This is a genomic window from Cryomorphaceae bacterium, from assembly GCA_007695365.1.
In the GTDB taxonomy this organism is placed as follows: domain Bacteria; phylum Bacteroidota; class Bacteroidia; order Flavobacteriales_D; family SKUL01; genus SKUL01.
Genome location: REDV01000124.1, coordinates 1 through 22,368 on the forward strand (window position 1 = coordinate 1; position 22,368 = coordinate 22,368).

The 22,368-nt window shown below is 49.9% G+C and carries 18 protein-coding genes; 8 read left to right on the top strand and 10 right to left on the bottom strand.

Annotated features, from left to right (window positions below; translation table 11 throughout):
* Window positions 1–3,034 (bottom strand): PKD domain-containing protein (locus tag EA392_12875; GenBank protein ID TVR37357.1); only part of this gene is annotated, 3,034 nt, incomplete at its 3' end.
* Between the two features lie 185 nt (window positions 3,035–3,219).
* The gene (locus EA392_12880) at window positions 3,220–4,086 is read right to left on the bottom strand and encodes an SDR family oxidoreductase (protein ID TVR37374.1); all 867 of its coding nucleotides are present in this window, start codon (window positions 4,084–4,086) and stop codon (window positions 3,220–3,222) included.
* 394 nt (window positions 4,087–4,480) lie between these two features.
* On the opposite strand from EA392_12880, the gene EA392_12885 reads away from it, so the two are divergent.
* Window positions 4,481–5,308, top strand: a complete 828-nt coding sequence (locus EA392_12885) for a DUF2807 domain-containing protein (protein ID TVR37358.1) — start codon at window positions 4,481–4,483, stop codon at window positions 5,306–5,308.
* Here EA392_12885 and EA392_12890 read toward each other — a convergent pair.
* The 8 genes from EA392_12890 to EA392_12925 all read right to left on the bottom strand — a co-directional run bounded on the left by EA392_12890 (window position 5,305) and on the right by EA392_12925 (window position 14,268).
* Complete coding sequence (locus EA392_12890) at window positions 5,305–5,808, bottom strand: hypothetical protein (protein TVR37359.1); 504 nt, start codon at window positions 5,806–5,808, stop codon at window positions 5,305–5,307. The two genes, EA392_12885 and EA392_12890, sit on opposite strands and share 4 nt — an antisense overlap.
* A gap of 5 nt (window positions 5,809–5,813) precedes the next feature.
* A complete protein-coding gene (locus EA392_12895; protein TVR37360.1) occupies window positions 5,814–6,539 on the bottom strand; it encodes a hypothetical protein in 726 nt (241 codons plus the stop codon).
* Between the two features lie 99 nt (window positions 6,540–6,638).
* Complete coding sequence (locus tag EA392_12900; GenBank protein TVR37361.1) at window positions 6,639–8,777, bottom strand: methylmalonyl-CoA mutase; 2,139 nt, start codon at window positions 8,775–8,777, stop codon at window positions 6,639–6,641.
* Window positions 8,774–10,213 carry a hypothetical protein gene (locus EA392_12905; protein ID TVR37362.1) on the bottom strand — a complete coding sequence of 480 codons (1,440 nt, stop codon included), beginning with the start codon at window positions 10,211–10,213 and terminating at the stop codon, window positions 8,774–8,776. Before EA392_12905 ends, EA392_12900 begins: the two co-directional genes overlap by 4 nt.
* Window positions 10,214–10,221: 8 nt before the next feature.
* Window positions 10,222–10,512, bottom strand: coding sequence for a septum formation initiator family protein (locus EA392_12910; protein TVR37363.1), 291 nt, complete (start codon window positions 10,510–10,512; stop codon window positions 10,222–10,224).
* Between the two features lie 73 nt (window positions 10,513–10,585).
* Entirely contained in the window at window positions 10,586–12,214 is a 1,629-nt protein-coding gene (gene pruA, locus EA392_12915; GenBank protein TVR37364.1) for an L-glutamate gamma-semialdehyde dehydrogenase, read from the bottom strand.
* 209 nt (window positions 12,215–12,423) lie between these two features.
* On the bottom strand, window positions 12,424–12,810 hold the full coding sequence (apaG, locus tag EA392_12920; GenBank protein ID TVR37365.1) for a Co2+/Mg2+ efflux protein ApaG: 387 nt from the start codon (window positions 12,808–12,810) through the stop codon (window positions 12,424–12,426).
* Between the two features lie 48 nt (window positions 12,811–12,858).
* Window positions 12,859–14,268, bottom strand: a complete 1,410-nt coding sequence (locus tag EA392_12925) for a DUF5103 domain-containing protein (GenBank protein ID TVR37366.1) — start codon at window positions 14,266–14,268, stop codon at window positions 12,859–12,861.
* Window positions 14,269–14,380: 112 nt separating this feature from the next.
* Between EA392_12925 and EA392_12930 the strand changes: the two genes are divergently transcribed.
* The 7 genes from EA392_12930 to EA392_12960 all read left to right on the top strand — a co-directional run bounded on the left by EA392_12930 (window position 14,381) and on the right by EA392_12960 (window position 21,914).
* A complete protein-coding gene (locus tag EA392_12930) occupies window positions 14,381–15,742 on the top strand; it encodes a Na(+)-translocating NADH-quinone reductase subunit A (protein ID TVR37367.1) in 1,362 nt (453 codons plus the stop codon).
* A 21-nt stretch (window positions 15,743–15,763) separates the two neighbouring features.
* Complete coding sequence (locus tag EA392_12935) at window positions 15,764–16,978, top strand: NADH:ubiquinone reductase (Na(+)-transporting) subunit B (GenBank protein ID TVR37368.1); 1,215 nt, start codon at window positions 15,764–15,766, stop codon at window positions 16,976–16,978.
* A 1-nt stretch (window position 16,979) separates the two neighbouring features.
* Window positions 16,980–17,726 carry an NADH:ubiquinone reductase (Na(+)-transporting) subunit C gene (gene nqrC, locus EA392_12940; protein TVR37369.1) on the top strand — a complete coding sequence of 249 codons (747 nt, stop codon included), beginning with the start codon at window positions 16,980–16,982 and terminating at the stop codon, window positions 17,724–17,726.
* A 4-nt stretch (window positions 17,727–17,730) separates the two neighbouring features.
* A complete protein-coding gene (locus tag EA392_12945; GenBank protein TVR37370.1) occupies window positions 17,731–18,414 on the top strand; it encodes an NADH:ubiquinone reductase (Na(+)-transporting) subunit D in 684 nt (227 codons plus the stop codon).
* A gap of 25 nt (window positions 18,415–18,439) precedes the next feature.
* Window positions 18,440–19,054 carry an NADH:ubiquinone reductase (Na(+)-transporting) subunit E gene (gene nqrE / locus EA392_12950; protein ID TVR37371.1) on the top strand — a complete coding sequence of 205 codons (615 nt, stop codon included), beginning with the start codon at window positions 18,440–18,442 and terminating at the stop codon, window positions 19,052–19,054.
* A gap of 22 nt (window positions 19,055–19,076) precedes the next feature.
* Complete coding sequence (locus EA392_12955) at window positions 19,077–20,372, top strand: NADH:ubiquinone reductase (Na(+)-transporting) subunit F (protein ID TVR37372.1); 1,296 nt, start codon at window positions 19,077–19,079, stop codon at window positions 20,370–20,372.
* Between the two features lie 393 nt (window positions 20,373–20,765).
* The gene (locus tag EA392_12960; protein TVR37373.1) at window positions 20,766–21,914 is read left to right on the top strand and encodes an ATP-binding protein; all 1,149 of its coding nucleotides are present in this window, start codon (window positions 20,766–20,768) and stop codon (window positions 21,912–21,914) included.
* The last annotated feature ends 454 nt before the right edge of the window (window positions 21,915–22,368 follow it).

The window sequence follows — 22,368 nt, forward strand, 5'->3', positions numbered from 1 at the left end:
CGCAATTGTCGAGAGAGGCAGTTCCGCCCCATACACCGGCGCAGTCTTGTTGGCATGGGTTTATTCCTGTGTTTCCGCCTACGCAGTTACCGCAGTTGTCAGTAGTGGCGCTTCCACCCCAGTCACCGTTACAGTCCTGGGCGCAAGGCGCGAGTCCTGTATTGCCCCCCACGCAGGTGCCGCAGTTATCGAGAGATGCAGTACCACCCCACACACCGGCGCAGTCTTGTTGGCAGGGAGCGTTTCCGGTATTACCGCCTATACAGTTACCACAATTGTCAGTAGTGGCGCTTCCGCCCCAGTCACCGTTACAGTCCTGGGCGCAAGGCGCGAGACCTGTATTGCCCCCCACGCAGGTGCCGCAGTTATCGGTAAAGGCGCTGCCTCCGGGAACTCCTGCACAGTCGGTCGGGCAGGGTGTAAGGCCGGTTGAACCCCCTACACATTCGCCACATCCATCAATGGTTGCTGATCCTCCCCATTCGCCGGCACAGTCTTGTTGGCAGGGCGCGTTTCCGGTATTACCGCCTACACAGTCACCACAATTGTCGATAGTGGCATTTCCACCCCATACGCCGTTGCAGTCCTGGGTGCAGGCATTGAGACCGGTGTTACCACCTACACAATCACCGCAGTTGTCGGTAAAGGCTGTTCCTCCCCAAAGTCCGGAGCAGTCTTGCAAGCAGGGTGTGTTTCCGGAGTTACCCCCTACGCAGTTGCCACAGTTGTCAATGGTAGCGTTGCCTCCCCAGTCGCCATTGCAGTCCTGGGTGCAGGCCGTGAGTCCGGTGTTGCCTTGCACGCAAGTTCCGCAGTTGTCCAAAACGGCTGTTCCCCACATATCTCCGTTGCAGTCAACGCATTCGTCGTAGTTGTTGGCGTCGTCATCATCGCAGTCATCGCTGTTGGCTACATAACCGTCGGGTTGCTCGCATGCAAGCATGGTCACATCGGGGTTGCCATAGCCGTCTCCGTCATTGTCGGCATACCAGGTGGTAGGTTCATTTACGGTAATGAAGTTGCTCATGGTTTCTGTGTGGCTGCCGTCTGCATTGGTGGCAACCAGGGTTACGGTGTAGTTGCCCGGCGTGTTGAAAACGATACCGCTGGGATTTTCGTCGGTTGAGGTAGTGGGGGTTCCTCCGTCAAATGACCACGACCATGAGGTAGGCTCGTTGCTGCTCATGTCGGTAAAGTCTATGGCATCGCCTGCGCAGATATTGGTTTCACTGGCCTCAAAGTCTGCAATCGGTGCATTCCCGTTGTCATTGTCGAAACAGAAAGTTGTGGACTCTGAGCTTCCGAAGTTACCCCCCGAAGCGAGTGAATTGCCATCGCTGTCGGTTACCGAATAAGAACCTTGCCCAAAGGAGCAGCAGATACCATCACCGAAGCTGTCGAAGATGGTAAATGTGTAGCACCCGTCCTCCACACAAATGTTTTGAATGTAGCTGGTGCCGATAGACCCGTTGGGATAGGGACCGCCTGAAGCGAGTACAGTGTTGTTACTGTTGGTGAGTTGCCAGGTGGTTTCGGTTCCGTAAAAGTCTGTTGTTACGTTAATGGTGATGGCATTTCCGGCGATGGCAGTGTACACAGAGGTGTAGGTGTCATTGGCCATGTTTTGGTCGGCCTGTCCGTTGGGCTGGTTGGTAGACGCATAAAAGGTACCACCTGCTGAGGGCCCTGTGTAGGCTGGAAGCGTAACGGAAGTTGAACTTCCCGTTGCGAGACTTCCGGTCCAGTTGAATGTTTGCGGGTTATTTCCATCCACATTGTACACAATAGCGACACTTGTAAGTGTGGCTGAACCAAAATTGGTAAGGGTTATCTCAGGGGTAAAAGTGGGTGAGCATAGAGATCCCGTGGGATGTGAGATGTGGGTGATACCCGCGTCGAGGTTATTCACAGGAACACATGCCTGCGAATTGAGCAGCGCAGCACGCGGCCCGAGTAGCGCGGCGCGCATTCGGTCTTTCTGGCCCTGGGTGAACATGTTTCGGCAGGTTTGGCTGGTGTAATCCAGGTAGTTGTTCACCTGCTGGGTACCACCACAAGCGGGATTGTTGCAGTTACTGTTCATGGTTGTTGGAGGCGTGTCGCATACGCGATCGCCCTGTGTGTTGCAGTTGCTTTCGTTGCAATTGTTACCCTGAAACGTGTGGTAAAGGTGAAGCGCGTGACCGAGCTCATGGGTCAAGGTTCGGTTCATGTTGGTGTAAGACTTCAGGTTACCTACGGTTCCGAAGGCATTAAAGAGAATGACTGTTCCATCTACCTGACTGGTAGTAGGGAAATAGGCGTATCCCTGAATACCGCCACCACCGTTGTTGTTTTCAATTTCAGAAACCACCCAGATGTTGTAGTACTGCTGATTGGGCCAGCGACTGAGGTTTTTGATAGCCATTTCATTGGCGCCTTGCCCCATTCCTGCGGTGATTCCCTGATCGGCATATAGTGGAACTACAGTTCCATCCACGCGGTTAATTCCACTGTGTGGGTTGTTGTCGGGGTCGCGCACGGCCAGGCAGAATTCAATCTCCACATCCACGCCGTTTCCGTCGCCGTTGGTGCCTGCCATTTTGCGGTAATCCTCGTTGAGTGCGTCAATAGCCGAATAAATCTGAGCATCCGAAATGTTGGTTCCGCTTCCGAGGGGCTCACCCTTGTGAATGATGTGTACCACCACGGGCATGGTAAGCACCCCGTTGCGGTATCCGCCAAAGTCGGCATTAATGATATCGCGAAGATCGCGTTCGCGGTTTTGCATTTCGCTCTGATAGAGCGGGTCGTTGGCCATCATTACATCGTGACGATTGTCGAACGCGCACTGGTGATCATGATCGTCGTTTGAATGAAATACCATCTTTTCTTCCGTAGCTGCCGGGTGTGCTTCGCTTTGAAGCGCATGCTGAGCGGCCAGCTTTTGGGCCAGATGGTGTTGTGCCGGAGCCGGCGGGTTTTGTTGTGCGAAAAGCCCTGTGGCCATCAGGCCGAGAGCTATCCAGGTTAAGAGAGCGCGTGTACGTTCCATGTTTTCAGAAGTGTTTTGACGAGTAGCAAATTCTCGTCTTGATACTAAATCACACTTCTGAAGGTTTCGTCTTTTCGATAAATGACCACAATTGCTGGGGTCAGAATACCAAAATTTGTCGGTTAAAAAATGGAATTCTCCGACTAATTTGAGCAAGAATTGGTTGAATGGTTCAAATGGCCCGACTACTTCTTGTTCGCGGCCCGAACCTGTGCTTCAAGCATATCCCACATTTTGGGCGGAATGGCTTTAAGCATGTTGAATTGACCGGCTCCCTGCAGCCATTCTCCACCGTCCATGGTAACCACTTCGCCGTTGATGTAAGCAGCGTAATCGCTTAGCAGGTAGGCGGCCAGATTGGCCAGCTCGCGAGGGTCTCCTACGCGCCCGAGTGGCACTCGCTGATCCATACTGAATTGCTCCACAAGGTCACCGGGCAACAGACGCTCCCACGCACCCTTGGTCGGAAACGGACCGGGTGCAATGGCGTTGATTCGGATTCCGCGGTTACCCCATTCTACTGCCAGTGAACGGGTCATGGCCAATACTCCGGCCTTGGCACAGGCCGAGGGTACCACATAGCCGGAGCCAGTGCTCGCGTACGTGGTAGCAATATTGAGAATGCTCCGACCGGTAGCTTGCTCGTCTTTCAGCCAATGCTTTCCAACGGCAAGCGTGCAATGGGCAGTGCCCTTGAGTACAATGTCGAGAATCACGCCAAATGCCCGCGCTGAAAGGCGCTCTGTGGGGGCTATGAAGTTTCCGGCTGCGTTGTTTACGAGGGAGTCAATTTTGCCAAACTTATCGAGCACGGCAGCTACCATGGCATCTACCTGGTCGGCTTGAGCCACATCACAAGCAAGCGGAAGCACTTCTGTACCTGTTTCCTCCGAGATTGCTGCGGCCGCTGCTTCGAGCTTTTCAAGTTTGCGGCTGGTAATGACCAGCTTCGCTCCGAGTCGGCCCAATTCGGTGGCCATAGCCCGGCCTAAACCCGAGCCTCCACCGGTAACAATCACTACACGTGATGAAAAAGTATCTTTGGGTAACATAGAACTAAGTTGCGAGGCGCTCATAACATTGGTTTTTTGTGTTCAGCCGTAAAAGTAACATTTGACATACCGCAAACACAATGGCGAAAGTGTTGAAATTGTTCCTACTTTTAAAAAATGAAAGGTGCGTATCCCGCAAAAATTTTGCTTGCCTGGGGCGAAGCCCTCACAGGAAACCGCGGTATTCGCGATTGGCTGATGAAAAACGGCTATCCCGAGTTGGGCATTTTTTGCTTTGCACTCCGCAATCAAAAGGAAGCACGTGATTGGCTGATGGAAAATGGTTTTCCGCACCTGATGGCTGCCATCAATGCAGCGGAGGGGAACGAACAAGCCTTTGAATGGTTGAATATGCACGGTTATGACGTGCTCGCCAGGGTAGCACGCGCCGGCGATGGCGATGACGACTCTGTACATTGGCTCAAAAAACGAAACCAACCTGAGTTTGCCATGCTGGCGCTCAAAATACGCTATATCAAAAACCAAATCGAAGATGACAACAACGACATTCACAAAATCAGTCCGTATTAGCGGAGCCATTTTGCTCAGTGCATTGCTTGCATCGTGCATGCCTTGCGAAAAGGGTAGCGGAGAGGTACTGCAGGAATCCAGACCTTTAGAGGCTTTTTCATCGGTTGAGGTAAGATGTCCGGTGAATGTGTTTATCAGCCAGAATCATTTTCCTACTCAGGCCACCGTCAAGGCTCAAAAGAATATAGCCGATCTCTTGAGCATTGAAGTGGAGAACGGTGTGCTTACCATTGATTCAGACGATTGTTTCCAAACCAAAGAAGTGGTAGAGGTTTACCTCAATACTGAGCGGGTTGAAGGGTTGGCTGTGTATGGCTCGGGCGATATTCATGGGCTCACCGATTTGCTGGGCGGTACATTGAAGATGAAGGTGAAAGGCTCCGGTGATATCACAGCCGAGGGTACCTACCGTCATATTCAGGCAGATATACAGGGTTCGGGAGATATTCGTTTCAATGGCAAGGCTGATCGTTTGGAGGTAACCGTAAAAGGCTCGGGTGACTTCAAGGGCCAAAACATGACTGCCAAATCAACCAGTGTAAAGATCTCAGGCAGTGGAGATGCTTTTGTGAATGCCGAGGAGTTTTTGGAGGCCAGTGTGGCAGGGAGCGGAGATGTTCGCTATACGGGTGCTCCGCGTGATTCGTCGTTTTCAGTAAAAGGAAGCGGCAACATCCGGCCGATGCGCTAGTCGCTATGGGGTGAGTGCATCATGGGGCGGAAAACTTGCTCTCCAACCTTGACTGTGCTTATGGGCAGCTCGAATCGTTTGTTGTTGACTTCATAAATCAGCAGTATCATTTCAGGAACATCGGGTGGTGCAGGTGTGTCTGAGCTTTCCGGCAGGTTGATGGTTTCCTGGCTGCGGATATACAGTTCCTTTTCTGTTCCTGAAAACAAGTCGGTGGTGCTGCGCTGATACCAATGTTGACCTCCAACCACCTGCAAAACAGGCAGGCTGCGACCGTCGGCCAGGAACTCCACGAACTTCACGGGCTTCTCAGCTTCAACGGAAAGTTTCAGCTCGTACATCAAAAAGTACCACGTGGGGCCAGACACACCCGGATATTCGCGGTGAATGGTTAATTCTGCGCTTTCAACATTGAAAGAAGGATGCACCGAAGCGCTTTTTTTGCCCTGAGAACACCCCGCAAAAAGCAGTATGCACAGACCGGCAAGCGAAGGAAGCACCCGGCTTAATCGTTGAAAAAGCGGCTGTTCCAGTTGTACTTGCTAAAGGTGAAATGAAATGCAAAACAGAGGTAAGACAGGATGGCGGCCATTAGCAGGTTCATCCAAAAGAAGAATACCAGTCTGCCCGAATTGAAGAATGATGCTTCAGATTCAGCGGTAATCATGCTGTTGGGCAATACAATTGTCAGCAGCAAGGTAAAGGCAAGTACCGTTGCAGCGAGCGCTGCCGGACTGCGGAATGGAAATTTCATGATGGAGCGATACCACTTCAGGTCATTGCCCCACTGGTGCACCAGGTAGAACTTTCCATTGGAGAGAGGAAGAAAGAGCAGGGGATCCTGGTTGCAGTCGCTCAGTTTGAATTTGGCGGCCGGCGCCAGAATGTAATAGCGGTCGGTTTGCACGTTTTGTTCACGTTGCAGGCTGCGGAGTTTGGAAATGGCCTCCTGTGGAATTTCACCGCTGTAATGTTGGGTGCCCAAAAAGCGAAGTCGGTATTTCACCGCAACGCGCTCAATGGCTTCCCTGGAGTACACGCACCTTGAATCTAAATTTTCGGGGCTCATCAAGGGCTCATTTCCGGGGTTTTCCTCAATAGACTGCAATATGTTTCGGTCCTGAACCGCATCATCGCGCAGCCAGTCATTCACTTTGTCCAGTAAGCTTGATTCAATGGGGTTGTTTTCGGCATCGTTTAGCGCATCGCGCAGATTTACATCTCTCATCATTTTTCTCCCGATTTGATAGTCTAAAATTACACAAAACGGCCGTGCATTGCAAGGCCATGGGTAAAATAACAATTCAGAAGCGCGAAGGTTTTTGAACCATCAGGCTTGATAGCCTTGCGTAAGAATATCAAGAATGTGTTGAGCTGCTTTGGAAATGCGCGTACCCGGCCCGAATACACCTACTACGCCGGCATCGAATAGAAAATCGTAGTCCTGCTGGGGGATAACACCTCCGGCAACCACGAGCATATCTTCGCGGCCTGCCTGCTTCAGCGATTCAATGACTGCGGGAACCAGCGTTTTGTGTCCAGCTGCGAGCGAAGAAACACCCAGTATGTGCACGTCGTTTTCAACAGCTTGCTTGGCGGCTTCTTCCGGCGTTTGGAAAAGCGGCCCGATGTCCACATCAAAGCCGATGTCTGCAAACGCAGTTGCGATTACCTTGGCTCCCCTGTCGTGGCCGTCCTGGCCCATTTTGGCAATCATGATGCGGGGTCTTCGCCCGGCAATGGCAGCAAAGTCGTTGCACATTTGCCGCGCTTTGTTGAAGTCTTGGTCGTTTTTCACCTCTTCGGAATATACGCCGGTTATAGAACGGATGGTGGCCTGGTACCGGCCATAGATTTTTTCGAGTGCGAGCGAAATCTCACCGAGGCTGGCGCGTTTTCGGGCGGCTTCTATGGCCAGCTCGAGCAAGTTGCCCTCACCACTTTTGGCGCCTTCGGTCAGTGCGTTCAATGCCTGTTGACAGGCGTTCTCGTCGCGTTCGGTTTTGAGTTTTTGAAGTCGTTCCAACTGTTGTCGGCGTACTTCGGTGTTATCCACATCGCGAATCTCGATGTTGGTTTTTTCATCGGTTTCGAAGCGGTTCACTCCCACGATCACGGAGCTCCCTCCGTCAATGCGCGCCTGTTTTTTTGCCGCGGCTTCCTCAATCCTCATTTTTGGAACGCCGGTTTCGATGGCTTTGGCCATTCCGCCCAGTTCCTCAATTTCGGCGAGGTGTTTTTTGGCCCGGTGATAGAGTTGATGGGTTAGGCTCTCCACATAGTACGATCCTCCCCAAGGGTCAACCACTTTGCAGATATCGGTTTCCTCTTGAAGGTAAATTTGCGTGTTTCGGGCAATGCGCGCCGAAAAGTCAGTGGGAAGAGCAATGGCTTCGTCGAGGGCATTGGTATGGAGCGATTGTGTTCCACCAAAGGCTGCAGCCAATGCTTCAATGCAGGTTCTGGCTACATTGTTAAACGGGTCCTGCTCAGTAAGACTCCATCCCGATGTTTGACAATGCGTTCGCAAGGCCAATGACTTTTGGTTTTCAGGCTTGAATCGCTGAATCATTTCGGCCCACAACCAACGGCCTGCCCGCATTTTGGCAATCTCCATAAAATGGTTCATCCCAATAGCCCAGAAAAACGAGAGGCGCGGGGCGAAATCGTCAATATCCAATCCTGCTTCCAGTCCGGTACGAACGTATTCCAGCCCGTCGGCAAGGGTATAGGCCAGCTCAATATCAGCTGGTGCGCCCGCCTCGTGCATGTGGTAGCCGGAGATGCTGATAGAGTTGAATCGGGGCATGTTACGCGAGGTAAACCGGAAAATGTCGGCCACAATCCGCATCGAAGGCCCCGGAGGGTAGATATAGGTGTTGCGAACCATGAACTCCTTCAGGATGTCGTTCTGAATGGTTCCTGAAAGTTGCCCGGGTGATACGCCTTGTTCCTCAGCCGCTACAATGTAAAAGGCCAGGATGGGCAACACCGCGCCGTTCATGGTCATTGAAACCGACATTTTGTCGAGCGGAATCTGGTCGAACAGCAGCTTCATATCGAGCACGCTGTCAATAGCTACGCCTGCTTTACCTACGTCTCCAATAACACGTGGATGGTCAGAATCGTAGCCGCGATGGGTGGCCAGATCAAAGGCAACAGAAAGTCCTTTTTGCCCGGCAGCAAGGTTTCTTCGATAAAACGCATTGCTCTCCTCGGCGGTGCTGAATCCTGCGTACTGGCGGATGGTCCATGGGCGCACCGTGTACATGGAGGCGTAGGGTCCGCGAAGGTAGGGAGGAGAGCCGGCCTGAAAACCGAGGTGACTTACTTCTTTGAGATCTTCAGCGCTGTAACGGGGCTTGAGTTCGATGCCCTCTGGAGTTATGATTCCGGTTTCCGAGTGCGGCTTACCCGGTTGCAGCAGGCCAAAATCCAATTCGATATCCTGAAACGAAATACGTGTCATGCAGTGGTGCTTTGTGACATGGATTCAACATGTTGTGCGGCGCGTCGTAATTTGAGTGGTTCTACCAGTTTGCTCTCTGTAACGGCAGATTCTCCGTTGCTTTCTGCCCGAATACTTCCTGCTTCGTCGGGGTTGGGATACTTGTTTGCACCGATGTAGGTGAGAATTCCTTCTGATACTTTGCGCTCTTCCTCGGCCGCTTCAAGGCTTATTTGCTCTTGTAACCAGCCGCTCTTGGCAGTTTCAATCAGCCCGCCCATTGCCTCTATTTCTTTGAATCGTTTCCATACCTGTTGCATCAAATCGTGGGTAAGGCGCTCCAGCAAATATGAGCCGGCAGCGGGATCGGTCACTTCGCGAAGGTGAACCTCCTCTGCCAAAAGCAACTGCACATTTCGCGCTATGCGAAGACTGAAATCGTTGTGCTGATCGTCGTGCGGCAGAACCCTCAAGTGATTGCAACCTCCAATAACCGCGGCCATCGCCTGGGTGGTGTTGCGAAGCATGTTGGTGTAGGGGTCTCGCATGGAGCGCTCACGAGGGCTGGTTATGCAACCCATCTGCACCTGTGCTGCTTTTTGCGGATTTGCGCCGTAGGCCTTGCACACATTGGCCCAAAGTAGCCTTAGCGCCCGTAGCTTGGCAATTTGCGTGTAATAGGATCTTCCGCAAGCCAGTCGAAATGAAATGCCTGCCACGGCATCGTCGGGAGCAATGTCGGCTTCGCGCGCCCGGTGCAGGTATTCGTTGGCGTGGGCAAGTGTGGCAGCGAGTTCGGTAACGGTATCCGCTCCGGCGTGGTGGTACATGGATGCATCAACCCGAAGAGGAGTGAAGCGCTGAAGTCCGGTTTCAATGCGCAGATTCAGGAGCTCTTGAACCATTTCGGCATCCCGTGCTTCGTTCAATATCCAGTTGCCACGACTTAAAAGCACTGTGATGGGGTCGGTTGCCATGCCTCCGAATATCGTATCGGGGCTGTAGCCTTTGCTTTTGGCGTAAAGGCTCAGAGACTCCATGAGCACCCGCGGACGAGAGCTGCCTTCAAAATGAACCGATATGTATGGTAGTTCAATATCTTTCAGCAGGGCTTTCAAATCATCTTCCGACGAAAAATCACCCCTGAAGCCGAGCGCATGCACACCGCGGTTGAGTAGTGTTAGCCCGGCTTTGTTGGCTTCTGCCGATGCAGTTTCAGCAACATCTTCGCGAATAAGCCAGCCCTCAGGTCGGCCATTTCCGGGGATAAACACGGTAGCTGCGGGTAAATCGGTGCTGCTGTAATCGGGTCTCAGTTGGAGGCCGTTGGCAGGAGTCCAGCAAAGATTATCGTAGTCAAGAGACTTCAATTCTTTGCGGATAAGGTTGCGCCATTCTTCGGCAGAGGTCGGTTCAAAGGGTTGTGTTGCGTCTTTCATGCGCTGGTACGCCGCCAATTGCGGGGTTATTCAAAAATGACGAGAAAAATGTCTTCGTCCTCTTTCTTCATGTGGTGATGTTCACGGGCAAATTTCTCAAGGGATTCCTTGTTGGTGGTGAGGTCGTGAATGGCGGCTTTGGTTTCCTCAATGCGATGTCGGTAGTACTCTTGCTCCTTTTCGAGCTGATTGAGTTTCATCCTGGCTCCCATCTGTGAAATCAGGTCATTGTTGTGAAAAAACGTAATCCACATCAACATGGCGAGCGTGGCTAAAGCATACTTGTTTCGCAGAAATTTTGGAATTCGCCTGAACATGGGATAAAGGTACAAGGAAAGGGGCAAACCAAAAACGGCCTGCCCCTAAAACTTTTCACAAACCACCTTTGAATTACCCGAGGAAAGGGTACCGGTAGTTTTTAGCGGGTACAAAGGTTTCCTTGATGGTTCTCGGTGAAACCCAACGGATCAGGTTTAGGTAGGAGCCGGCTTTGTCGTTGGTGCCGGAACCTCTTGCACCGCCAAAAGGCTGCTGACCTACCACAGCCCCAGTGGGTTTGTCGTTGATATAGAAGTTTCCTGCAGCATTGGCCAGCATGCGTGTTGCCAGGTCAATCGCGTAGCGGTCGCCGGAGAAAATACTACCGGTAAGGGCGTATTCCGAAGTGCTGTCAACAAGTTTCAGGGTAGCTTCAAAATCGTTGGCGGGGTACACGTAAATGGTGAGTACCGGCCCAAATATTTCCTCACACATGGTGCGGAATTTTGGGTTGCTTGTTTCAATCACAGTGGGTTCAATAAAGTATCCTTTCGAATCGTCATAGTTTCCACCGGCGATGATGCTTGCGTCGCTTTGCCCTTTCACATAATCAATGTAGCCGGAGATTTTGTCAAAGGCTTTGCGGTCAATCACAGCGTTCACAAAGTTCCCAAAGTCTTCGGGGCTTCCCATTTTAAATGAAGCGAGGTCGCTCAACAGATGCTCTTTCACTGCCGGCCATATATTGTCAGGGATGTAGGCACGAGAGGCCGCTGAACATTTTTGCCCTTGGAATTCAAAAGCACCGCGCGAAAGGGCAACCGCAACTTCAATGGGGTCGGCGCTGCGGTGAGCCACCACAAAATCTTTACCACCGGTTTCACCCACAATGCGCGGGTAGCTTTTGTATTGGGCGATATTGGCGCCAATGGTTGTCCATAAATGACGGAATACGCCGGTAGAACCTGTAAAGTGGAGACCTGCAAAATCAGGGTGATTGAAGATTACCTCACCGGCTTCGGGGCCATCCAGGGTTACCATATTAATGACTCCATCCGGTACACCTGCTGCTTTGAAGAGCTCCATAATGATTTGTGCAGAGTACACCTGCGAATCGGCGGGCTTCCAAACCACAGTATTCCCCATCAGCGCGGGAGCTACACAAAGGTTGGCGGCAATAGAGGTGAAGTTAAAAGGAGTAAGTGCAAATACAAATCCCTCCAGAGGACGGTACTCCATGCGGTTCCAGATTCCGGGGTTGCTTCCGGGCTGGTCGCTGTAGATCTGCTGCATGTATGCCACGTTGAAGCGCAAAAAGTCAATCAACTCACATGCGGCGTCAATCTCGGCCTGAAAAGCGTTTTTCGACTGCCCGAGCATGGTGGCTGCGTTCATGCGGTCGCGGAAAGGACCTGCCAACAAATCGGCGGCTTTGAGGAAAATGCTTGCGCGGTGTTCCCAGGCAAGATTGCTCCAGGCTTTGCGTGCAGCCAGGGCAGCGTCAATGGCTGATTTTACGTGCGAAGCATCGCCGTAGTTAAAATGACCGATAATCCGCTGATGGTCGTGTGGAGGTGATAGCGGCTGCTTGTTTCCGGTTCTCACTTCTTCGCTGCCAATGTACATGGGCACATCAACAGGATTTTGTTGCAGCATACTTCGATAGGTTGCAAGCAGCGATTCACGTTCGGCACTTCCGGGTGCATAATCTTTTACCGGCTCATTGGCCACAGGGGGTACCTGGTATATTCCTTTGGGCATAAACAGAGATGTTTTCGGGGGTGACTAATCAAAAAATTTGGCCGCAAAATTAGCCATTCCAAGTGGCTTAACAAGTGCATTTGGTTCCGCGGGTTCGAATGCGATTACCGGGTTGGGGCAGCGAGGCTCCTCAAACCAATAGCAGGATTGAAGAGTGTTCATCAAAAAGCTTGAAAAGTAATCGCTGCGAGGCTATTGTGCGCTACCGATTAGTTTAAGCGCCACGGCGCAAGCATGTAAAACCTCGGAATGTGTGCCTTGAACACCAAACCGGCGTCTAATCGCTTCATCAGGTACGAGCCGCTCATCGAGCCAAAATCTGTCATAAAGTCACAACCCGAGCTGTAAGAGTACTTGCTGCCGGGTGGTATAACAGGTTGCTCGCCCACTACGCCTTCACCTTCAACCTCACGCTTGTCGCCATTGCTGTCAATAATAAACCATTCTCTTCTCAGTAACTTCACAGGAAAGTCGTTGGTGTTCTCTATGGTGATGTTGTAAATGAAGAAGTACTGCTCGTTGGCAGGTGATGAATAGTCGCGCTCGTATTGCGTAACCACCGTAATCTTGATACCACTACTTACCGCTGTTACCATGGCTTTTCTTTTAAGAGTTTCGTGTGGCGAAGTACAAGGTGGTTAAACTTAGCGTCTGTTAGCATTAACGTACGACACGCCGATTAGTTGGTCGTAATTGTTCGAAAAATTGCGGTGGTACACCAATATCATATAGGCGTTTTCGGTTTCCATGAAAGAGCCTTCTATTATGGTGATGTCGGGTATTCCAACATGTTCCTCAACCACAGCATATTTGTAGTTGTAAAACCCTTGTTTCAGGTGAAGACTGCATTGGTAGCTTCCAATTTCCGGGTTGTAGGTCATTTTGTTTTCTTCGGTCAGGGCGAAGTTATTGTACCCCCCGTACACATATATCTCCGAGCGGATGAGGGGCTGATCTACCTTGAGCGTGAAGTGCACGGTTGCGTAGTCAGATTCTGTGTGATCTGCAAAGCCGTCGTCGTTTTTCACAAATGCCTGCCCATTGATATCGCGAATGGTTTCGTAGCGCCTGAAAACACGCGGCTGATCGGGAGCAAGCAGAATTTGCCAGCCCAGTGGGGTTCGTTCACTGCGCAGAATGTTCTCCATCTGATAGGTAAAGCTTTTGATGTCGAGAGGGCGGTATTCATTACCGGCCATAAAGGTGGCTGGCGCATCGTAGTCATACACCAGCTCGCCGCCTTTCACAAACACCGGATTGAGACCTGTAATGGCAGAATTCCACCGCTGGTTCTGGATGAGCACCACATTCAAATCTCTGAACGGATTCGGAATCGGAAAAGACCCGTGGTTGATGGTAAACTGAATTTCCTGACCTTCCTGCCTCAACGCCACATTGCGTGGAGCAGCAGCTTTGGCATCAATCATCACAACGTTTTCGGTAACCATAAACCGGCGGGTAAATATTACCTTGCTGGGGTCATCGTCTGCAAAAACTTTAAGCAGGTAATTCCCCGACCGCGTAATCCTCAAATCCTCATTCGGAAAAGCAAACCGGTGATGCATATAGGGCTGTGTGGTGTTGAATGAGTTGCTGAAATCATTGATGTAGTTGGTGAAAAAACCTTCCAGATACTCGGATTCAATTAAATCAGACCCTTGCCAATCGTGTGTACAGTGCTCTACAGAATAGGCAAAGGTGCGGGAGTAAGGGTGCAGGTCGTCAAACCGGACTTCAATCTTTTCTACGCCTCCCATCTGTATAACCGGAGGGTTGAGTTGCAAACCTGCTTTGTGCACCAAAATGGTTTTGATGTGTTCGTCGTAAACGCGGTCTTCAAAAGGGAGTTGGTTTTTTTTGGCTTCTTCTCTACGCGCTTTTTCCTCGGCCTCGCGCTGCAACCGGCGTTCTTCGCGTAGTTCTTTTTTGGTTTTGGGTCTGTCTTCGTCTTCAATGAACTCGGGCTGGTTAACTTCTGTTTGGGCTGTGATATCCGGCACGGAAAAGAGTAAACAAGTAATCAACAATAGGGGTAGAAATCTGTTAAAGGGCATGAATCAGGATTTGATTTTTTTGGGGCAATATAGCAGCAATTTTATTGCCAGTTTCCTTACCCACTTGGCAGTAATTTCTAATTTTGCCCCGAAATTTTAACCGACGCGGAACATGTCAAAAACCATCAAAATCAGGAAAGGCGTTGATATTAAGCTAGTGGGGGAGGCCGAAAAAGCCAAATCTCAAATCAATCGTCCTGAGATTTTTGCTGTAAAGCCCACCGATTTTCATAACCTCACACCCAAAATGGTGGTTCGCGAAGGCGATGAGGTTAAGGCCGGAACCGTTCTTTTTCACGACAAATACAACGAAGCCATTAAGTTCACCAGCCCGGTAAGCGGAGAGGTGGTCGAAATTCGACGTGGTGAAAAGCGACGAATTCTGGAGGTGCGTATTTTGGCTGATAAAGAGCCATCTGCCATTGATTTTGGCGCAGGTGATCCGGGCTCCATGTCGCGCGAGCAGGTAGTTGAAAAGCTGCTTAACAGCGGTTTGTGGACAGCCATTCGCCAGCGCCCGTTTTCAACCATTGCCAATCCTGAGGATCATCCCAAATCTATTTTTGTTTCTGCGGTGAATACTGCTCCCCTGGGTGCGGACCTGAATTTCATTTGTCAGGATCACATCAGTGAGTTGCAGGCAGGTTTGGATGCCATGGCGAGACTCTGTGATGGTTCCATTCATTTTCAGGTTGCTGCCGACCCCGAAAAGTCGAAAGCATTCCAAGGATTGAAAAATATTCAACTCAACAAGGTAAGTGGACCGCATCCTGCCGGAAACGTGGGTGTGCAGATTCACCAGCTCGATCCTCTCAACAAAGGAGAGTTGATTTGGTACGTAACGCCCTCGCACCTGATCACCATTGGAAGGTTGTTCAAAGAAGGAAAGTACAACCCCGCTTGCACTTTAGCCCTCGTGGGTAGTGAGGTAACGGAACCCAAATATTTCGATACCTGGTACGGAGCTCCTGTAAAGCCCATGATTAAAGGCCGATTGAAAGATGGAGACCTTCGAATCATTTCGGGCAATGTTCTGACGGGTGACAAAATTGACAGCGAAGGATTTGTTGGGTTTTACCACACTGAAGTTTCTGTGATTCCCGAAGGACACGAGCCCCAGTTCTTCCTTACTGAGGGATGGCTTTCGCCCGGGCTACACAAGTTTTCTTTGTCTCACTCGTTCCCGTCGTGGTTAATGCCCGGTAAAAAATACCGTCTCAACACCAACCTTAATGGTGAAGAGCGCGCATTTGTGGTTACTGGCGAGATGGAAAAGGTGTTCCCGTTCGATATCTACCCCATGCAGCTGGTGAAATCCATCATGATGAACGACATCGACATGATGGAGAAGCTGGGTATTTACGAGGTAGATAGCGAAGATTTTGCGCTGTGTGAGTTTGTCTGCACATCGAAAATTGAAATTCAGAGAATTGTAAGACAAGGACTGGATACCATCCAAAAAGAGTTTGCATAATCGAAACAAAAACCGATAGCATTGAAAGCGTTAAAAGACCTGATTGACAACAAGCTAATGCCCCCCTTCAAAGAAGGTGGCAAGCTTCACAAGTTTTGGCCCATTCCGGATTCATTGGACACGTTTGCCTTTGTACCCGGCCATGTAACCAAATCCGGATCGCACATTCGCGATGGAATTGACATGAAGCGCACCATGTTCATGGTGATTGTTGCGCTTATTCCGTGTTTGCTCTTTGGAATGTATAACGTAGGATACCAGCACTACATGGCCATGGGCGTAACGGCCACTTTTGGAGACATGTTCCTGTTCGGAGCGCTGAAAGTTCTGCCGCTGGTAATCGTCTCTTACGGTGTAGGTCTTGGAATTGAGTTTATTTTCTGCATCGTAAAGAGCCACGCCATCAACGAGGGATTCCTGGTGTCAGGAATGTTGATTCCTCTGTGCATGCCCGTTGATGTACCGCTCTGGATGGTGGGTGTGGCCACAGCATTTGCCGTGGTTATCGGAAAAGAAGTGTTTGGCGGAACCGGTATGAACATCCTCAACGTAGCGCTCACCGCGCGGGCATTCCTGTTTTTTGCCTACCCCACAGAAATGTCGGGAAACAAAGTTTGGATCAATACTGCCGGAGATGGGAAGCCGGTAGATGGCTATACCGGTGAAACACTCCTCGCCAAAGCTACTACCACTCCGGTTTCCGAGTTCACCGATACAGCAGGGAATGCCTACGCAAGTGTGAATGCCTCGTTTATGGATGCTATTTACGGCTTTGTTCCCGGATCCGTAGGAGAAACCTCTGTAATCGCCATCCTGATTGGAGCCGGTTTGTTACTCTGGACAGGTATTGGAAGCTGGCGCATCATGCTCTCTGCTGTGGCAGGAGGTGCCGTAATGGGGCTTATTTTTAACTTGGTGGGCCCGGCTTATTTCCCCGATAATACATTCCTTGCGCTGCCCTGGTGGTATCACCTCGCCATTGGTGGATTTATGTTTGGTGTGGTGTTTATGGCAACCGATCCTGTAACAGCTTCGCAAACAGCAAGCGGAAAATATATTTACGGCTTCCTGATTGGATTCCTCGCCATTCTGATACGAACAGTGAACCCGGCCTATCCCGAAGGAGTGATGATGGCCATTCTCTTTATGAACGTAATGGCTCCGATGATTGACCACTATGTAATTGAGGCCAACATCAAACGAAGAATGAACCGACTTAAAGTAAAAACTGCGTAAGATGGCTCTAGACAAAAACAGCAATGCATTTACATTCGGCTTTGCGCTGGTAATGGTAGTAGTGGTGGGCGCCGTGCTCTCGTCGCTCGCCATGGGCCTTAAGCCCTTGCAGCTCAAAAATCAGGCTGACAAAAAGCGTATTGATATTCTCACTGCCATTGATGTGGACGCCAACCGAACCAATGCCGCTGAGCTTTTCGACAAATACGTCGTGGAGCGTGTGGTGATTGATTATGAAGGGAACGTGATCAGTAGCAACACCGGTGAGGTAGATCAGTTGGATGACAAAGACGCGTTTAACATCAATATACGCGCTGAGTACCGCGACCGCTCCATCAAGCCTGAAGGTCGCAACTATCCCTTCTACAAGTGCGACAAGGATGGAAAGAACCTCTACGTAATTCCAATGGTAGGAAACGGTCTCTGGGGTGCCATCTGGGGATTTGTTGCACTTGAGGACGATTTTAACACGGTGTACGGAGCCAGCTTTGACCACGCAACGGAAACGCCCGGTTTGGGAGCTGAAATCAGCCTGCCGATGTTTCAGGACCCCTTCAAGGGTAAGCAAATACTCGACGATCAAGGAAATTACAAATCTATCGAAGTGAAAAAAGGTGGCGCCGAAGCCGGCAACCCGCATCAGGTAGATGGAATTACCGGTGGTACCATCACCAGCGATGGAGTAACCGAAATGCTTCAGCGTACTCTGAAGGTATATCACCGCTTCTTTAACAAAAACAACGCTTAAGACCATGAGTACAGAAACAACTGCACCCGAGGTTAAAGAGGAGAAAAGACCCTCTGAGCCCCTGTTCTCCAAGAAAAACAAGAAGCTGATCACCGATCCGCTTGATGATGATAACCCCATTACCGTTCAGGTACTCGGTATCTGTTCAGCATTGGCCATTACCGTGCAGGTTGAGCAAGCGGTGGTAATGTCATTGTCGGTAGTGTTTGTAATGATGATGGGTAACCTCATTATTTCGCTGCTTCGCAACTCAATCCCGTCGCGAATCCGAATCATCGTGCAGCTCGTGGTGGTAGCATCGCTCGTAATTGTGGTGAGCGAAACACTGCAGGCCTTCCTTCCGGATGTGGCGGCACGACTCTCGGTGTTTGTGGGACTGATCATCACCAACTGTATCATCATGGGACGCTTTGAAGCGTTTGCAATGGGGAACAAGCCTTTTCCATCGGTACTCGACGGTTTTGGTAACGCCCTTGGTTACGCCTGGATCCTGGTAGCCGTGGCAGTGGTACGTGAGCTGTTTGGTTCAGGAAAACTGTACGGTTTTGAAGTGATTCCCGCTGCGTTTTACGACATGGGCTACATGAACAACAACATGATGATTCTGCCTCCAATGGCACTCGTAACTGTTGGGGTAATCATCTGGATTCAGCGTGCGCGTAACACCAAACTCATTGAAGAAAACTAATAACCTACTCAAGCCAGAATAAGCCATGGATGCTGTAAACATATTTGTCCGGTCGATTTTTGTCGACAACATGATTTTCGCCTACTTCCTCGGTATGTGTTCATACCTGGCCGTATCGAAAACGGTTAAAACGGGAGTAGGGCTTGGTTTTGCCGTAATTTTCGTACTCGGTATTACTGTACCTATCAACTACCTGCTGGAAAATTACTTTCTGCAACCCGGAGCACTTACCTGGATCAGCGCTGATTTTGCCACCGTAGATTTGAGCTTCCTCAGCTTCATCATGTTTATCGCTGTAATTGCCTCTATGGTTCAGCTGGTAGAGATGATTGTGGAGCGTTTTGCACCGGCGCTGTATGGAGCACTCGGAATCTTCCTGCCTCTTATCGCTGTAAACTGCTCTATCCTCGGAGGAGCACTCTTTATGCAGGAACGCCAGTATCCCAACATCTGGGATGCTACCGTGTTCGGTCTGGGCTCGGGTGTGGGCTGGTGGATTGCCATTGTGTCCATCGCGGCCATCCGCGAAAAAATCCGCTACTCCAATGTGCCTGCTCCTCTGAGAGGGCTGGGTATCACTTTTATCATCACCGGTCTCATGGGCATTGCCTTCATGAGCTTTATGGGAATTGAATTGTAACTAGCAAAACAGATTTTCAAGCATGGGAACTACCATTCTTCTTACCATTGCCGTATTCTTCATGGTCATCTTTTTATTGGTGAGTGTGTTGCTGTACGCCAAGTCAAAACTGTCGCCCTCCGGGCCTGTAACCATCACCGTAAATGGTGAAAAGCAGTTGCAGGTAGAATCGGGCGATACGCTGCTTACCACCCTGAGCAACAACAAACTGTTTCTCCCTTCTGCCTGCGGAGGAGGAGGAACCTGTGCCATGTGCAAGTGCCAGATCCACAAAGGAGGAGGTGAAATTCTTCCCACCGAGGCACCTTACTTCACCCGAAAGGAAATCCAGGATAACTGGCGTTTGGGATGTCAGGTAAAGGTGAAACAAGACATGGATATCCAGATTCCTGAAGAAATTTTCGGCATCAAGAAATGGGAGTGCGAGGTGGTTTCCAACTACAGCGTGGCTTCGTTTATCAAGGAGTTTGTGGTGAAGCTGCCCGAAGGTGAACACCTCGAGTTTGAAGCCGGTGGATACATTCAGATTGACGTGCCTCCTTGCACCGTAGAGTTCAAAGACATTGATATCACCACACACCCGGAGCTCGAGCGCGACCCCGACGACTTCAAACCGGAGTGGGATAAATTTGACCTCTGGAAGCTGAAGATGGTAAATGATGAGCCGATTTTCCGCGCTTACTCTATGGCCAACCATCCGGCCGAAGGGAATATCATCATGCTGAACATACGTATCGCAACCCCACCGTGGGATCGCGCCAAGAACGATTGGATGGCGGTAAATCCCGGCATCTGTTCTTCGTTTGTATTTGGCTGCAAGCCCGGCGATAAGGTGACCATTTCAGGACCTTATGGAGAATTCTTTATCAAGGAAACCGACGCCGAAATGCTCTACATCGGCGGTGGTGCGGGGATGGCTCCTATGCGCTCGCACTTGTTTCACCTGTTCCACACCCTGCGCACCAACCGAAAGGTTACGTATTGGTACGGCGGTCGTTCGAAGCGAGAGCTTTTCTATCTCGATCATTTCCGCAAGATTGAGCAGGAATTCCCCAATTTTCGATTCTTTGTGGCCTTGAGTGAACCTACCGAGGAAGACAACTGGCAGGTAAAGGAAGACATTGACGCACCCGGAGATGGTTTTGTGGGCTTTGTGCACCAGGTGGTGATTGATCAGTACCTTAAGAAGCACGACTCACCCGAAGACATTGAGTTTTACTTCTGCGGTCCACCGCTGATGAACCAGGCTGTTCTGAAAATGGTTGATGACTGGGGAGTACCTCCCGAAAACGTTTCCTTCGACGACTTCGGAGGCTAGCCATTTTGATTGCATTTAACAAAGGCCGCCGTTGCGCGGTCTTTTTTTTTACGGTGAGCTTTTGGCCGGCATTCAACCAGTTAGCCTCCAACGGACCTGACTGCGTAGGAAACTCATATGCTAACTTACGCTTTTGTCATTTCGACCGAAGCATTTCGCGGGAGAAATTTCTGCTGAAATCTGCTCTGGAAATGAATTGCTCATAGACGGACTGGTAAAGAGGCATTCAATAAATTGCAGAGATGTCTGTCAGCGGAGTCCTCTTCGGGTGACGCCGGTGGAGTTTAATCAACCGGATTTACCGCAACTTTTCTACTATTGACTTCGTAAATTAAACTTAAAATATGAAGTACAGTTCATGAAATATGCTAAATTTGTGAAGTACAATGGCCCATGTTTATGAAAGTCCTTCCGAGAATTCTGTATAAAACCCTAAAAAACAACATTTATAAAGGAAAGGTGCTTGTATTGTATGGGGCCCGTCGTACTGGGAAAACGACGCTCGTTCGTCAATTGGTTGAGGAAGCCGGAGAGGATGCCAGATACATCAATTGTGAGTTACAGGAGAATAAGGATTTACTTGAAAGCACTAATTCTTTGATGCTAAATGACTTTGTAGATACAAAACGCCTCATGGTTTTTGATGAAGCGCAGCATATCCCGAATATGGGTATGATATTGAAAGTATTGGTGGATACTTTTCCAAGTGTTCAGTTTATTGCCACAGGCTCTTCGAGCTTTGAACTGGCAGACAAGGTTTCTGAGCCGCTCACAGGTAGATCCAGAACCTATATGCTTCTGCCGTTTTCTTTGGAAGAAATGCGCGCACTGCACCCGTTGGTTGAGCTCAAAGCAATGCTCCCATCTTTTATCCGATTCGGGATGTACCCACAGGTAGTTCTTTCATCAAACGCCGACAAGGAGGAGGAGCTGAGTGAAATTGCATCAAGTTACCTTTACCGTGATGTGCTACAATTTGAACAGGTTAAAAGGCCCGAATTGATCGAAAAGTTGTTGCAGGCAATGGCGCTTCAGTTGGGCAGCGAGTCTTCGTTAAATGAGTTGGCACAAATAACCGGAAGTAATGTGCACACGGTAAAGCGGTATATAGAACTGCTTGAAAAGTCGTTCGTTGTTTTTCGCTTGCGCTCGTTCAGCCGAAACCTGCGTAAAGAAATTGCCAAGAGCCAGAAGGTCTATTTCTACGATACCGGTATACGAAACGCCATTATTCGAAACCACAATCCGCTGCATCTTCGGACAGATGTAGGCGGACTTTGGGAAAACTTCTGTATTTCGGAGCGATTGAAATTCAACGAATTTAACCGTAGAAAAGTGAACAGTTTTTTTTGGCGAACATACGACCAGAAAGAAATTGATTTCATCGAAGAGAAGGACGGCGTGCTGTATTGCTTTGAATTTAAGTACAATTCCAAGTCAAGTGGGCGCCTGCCAAAGGAGTTTGCTCAAAGCTATGCCGAGGTCCGTTTCAAGACCATTACACCTGAGAATTTTTATGAGTTGTTCAGCGAAGACTTTTAGCTCACCCGCTCGCTTATTCATGCAATACAGGTAGTCAATACGCCGGGCATATGCCAATGGTAATTAAGCATATACGGGTTGTTAAAGAGGGGTTCAATAAATTGCGGAGATATCGGTTATCGGAGTCCCCTGCGGGTGACTCCGATGGAGGTTAACTGATATTCTAAACCTGAGTTCGACTATTATTCGGGAATTCAGCCGTTCATAAACAGCGAAATACAAGGTGCATAGTCAAAGCTTTAGCCGGCTAAAGCGCGAGGATGCAACGTAGGATTTCGGTGCTTTATGGACAAGTCCATAAATTTCACACCTATAAACAACAATTTTCTGCCTTAAAATGATTTGAAACCGAGCATACGAGGTTCCATCTGACCGCATTAAATCAGAATACAAACAGATGAAATAGCCCGCTATTCCTTCATCATTTTAAGTTGAAACTCACCATTTAAAGGTG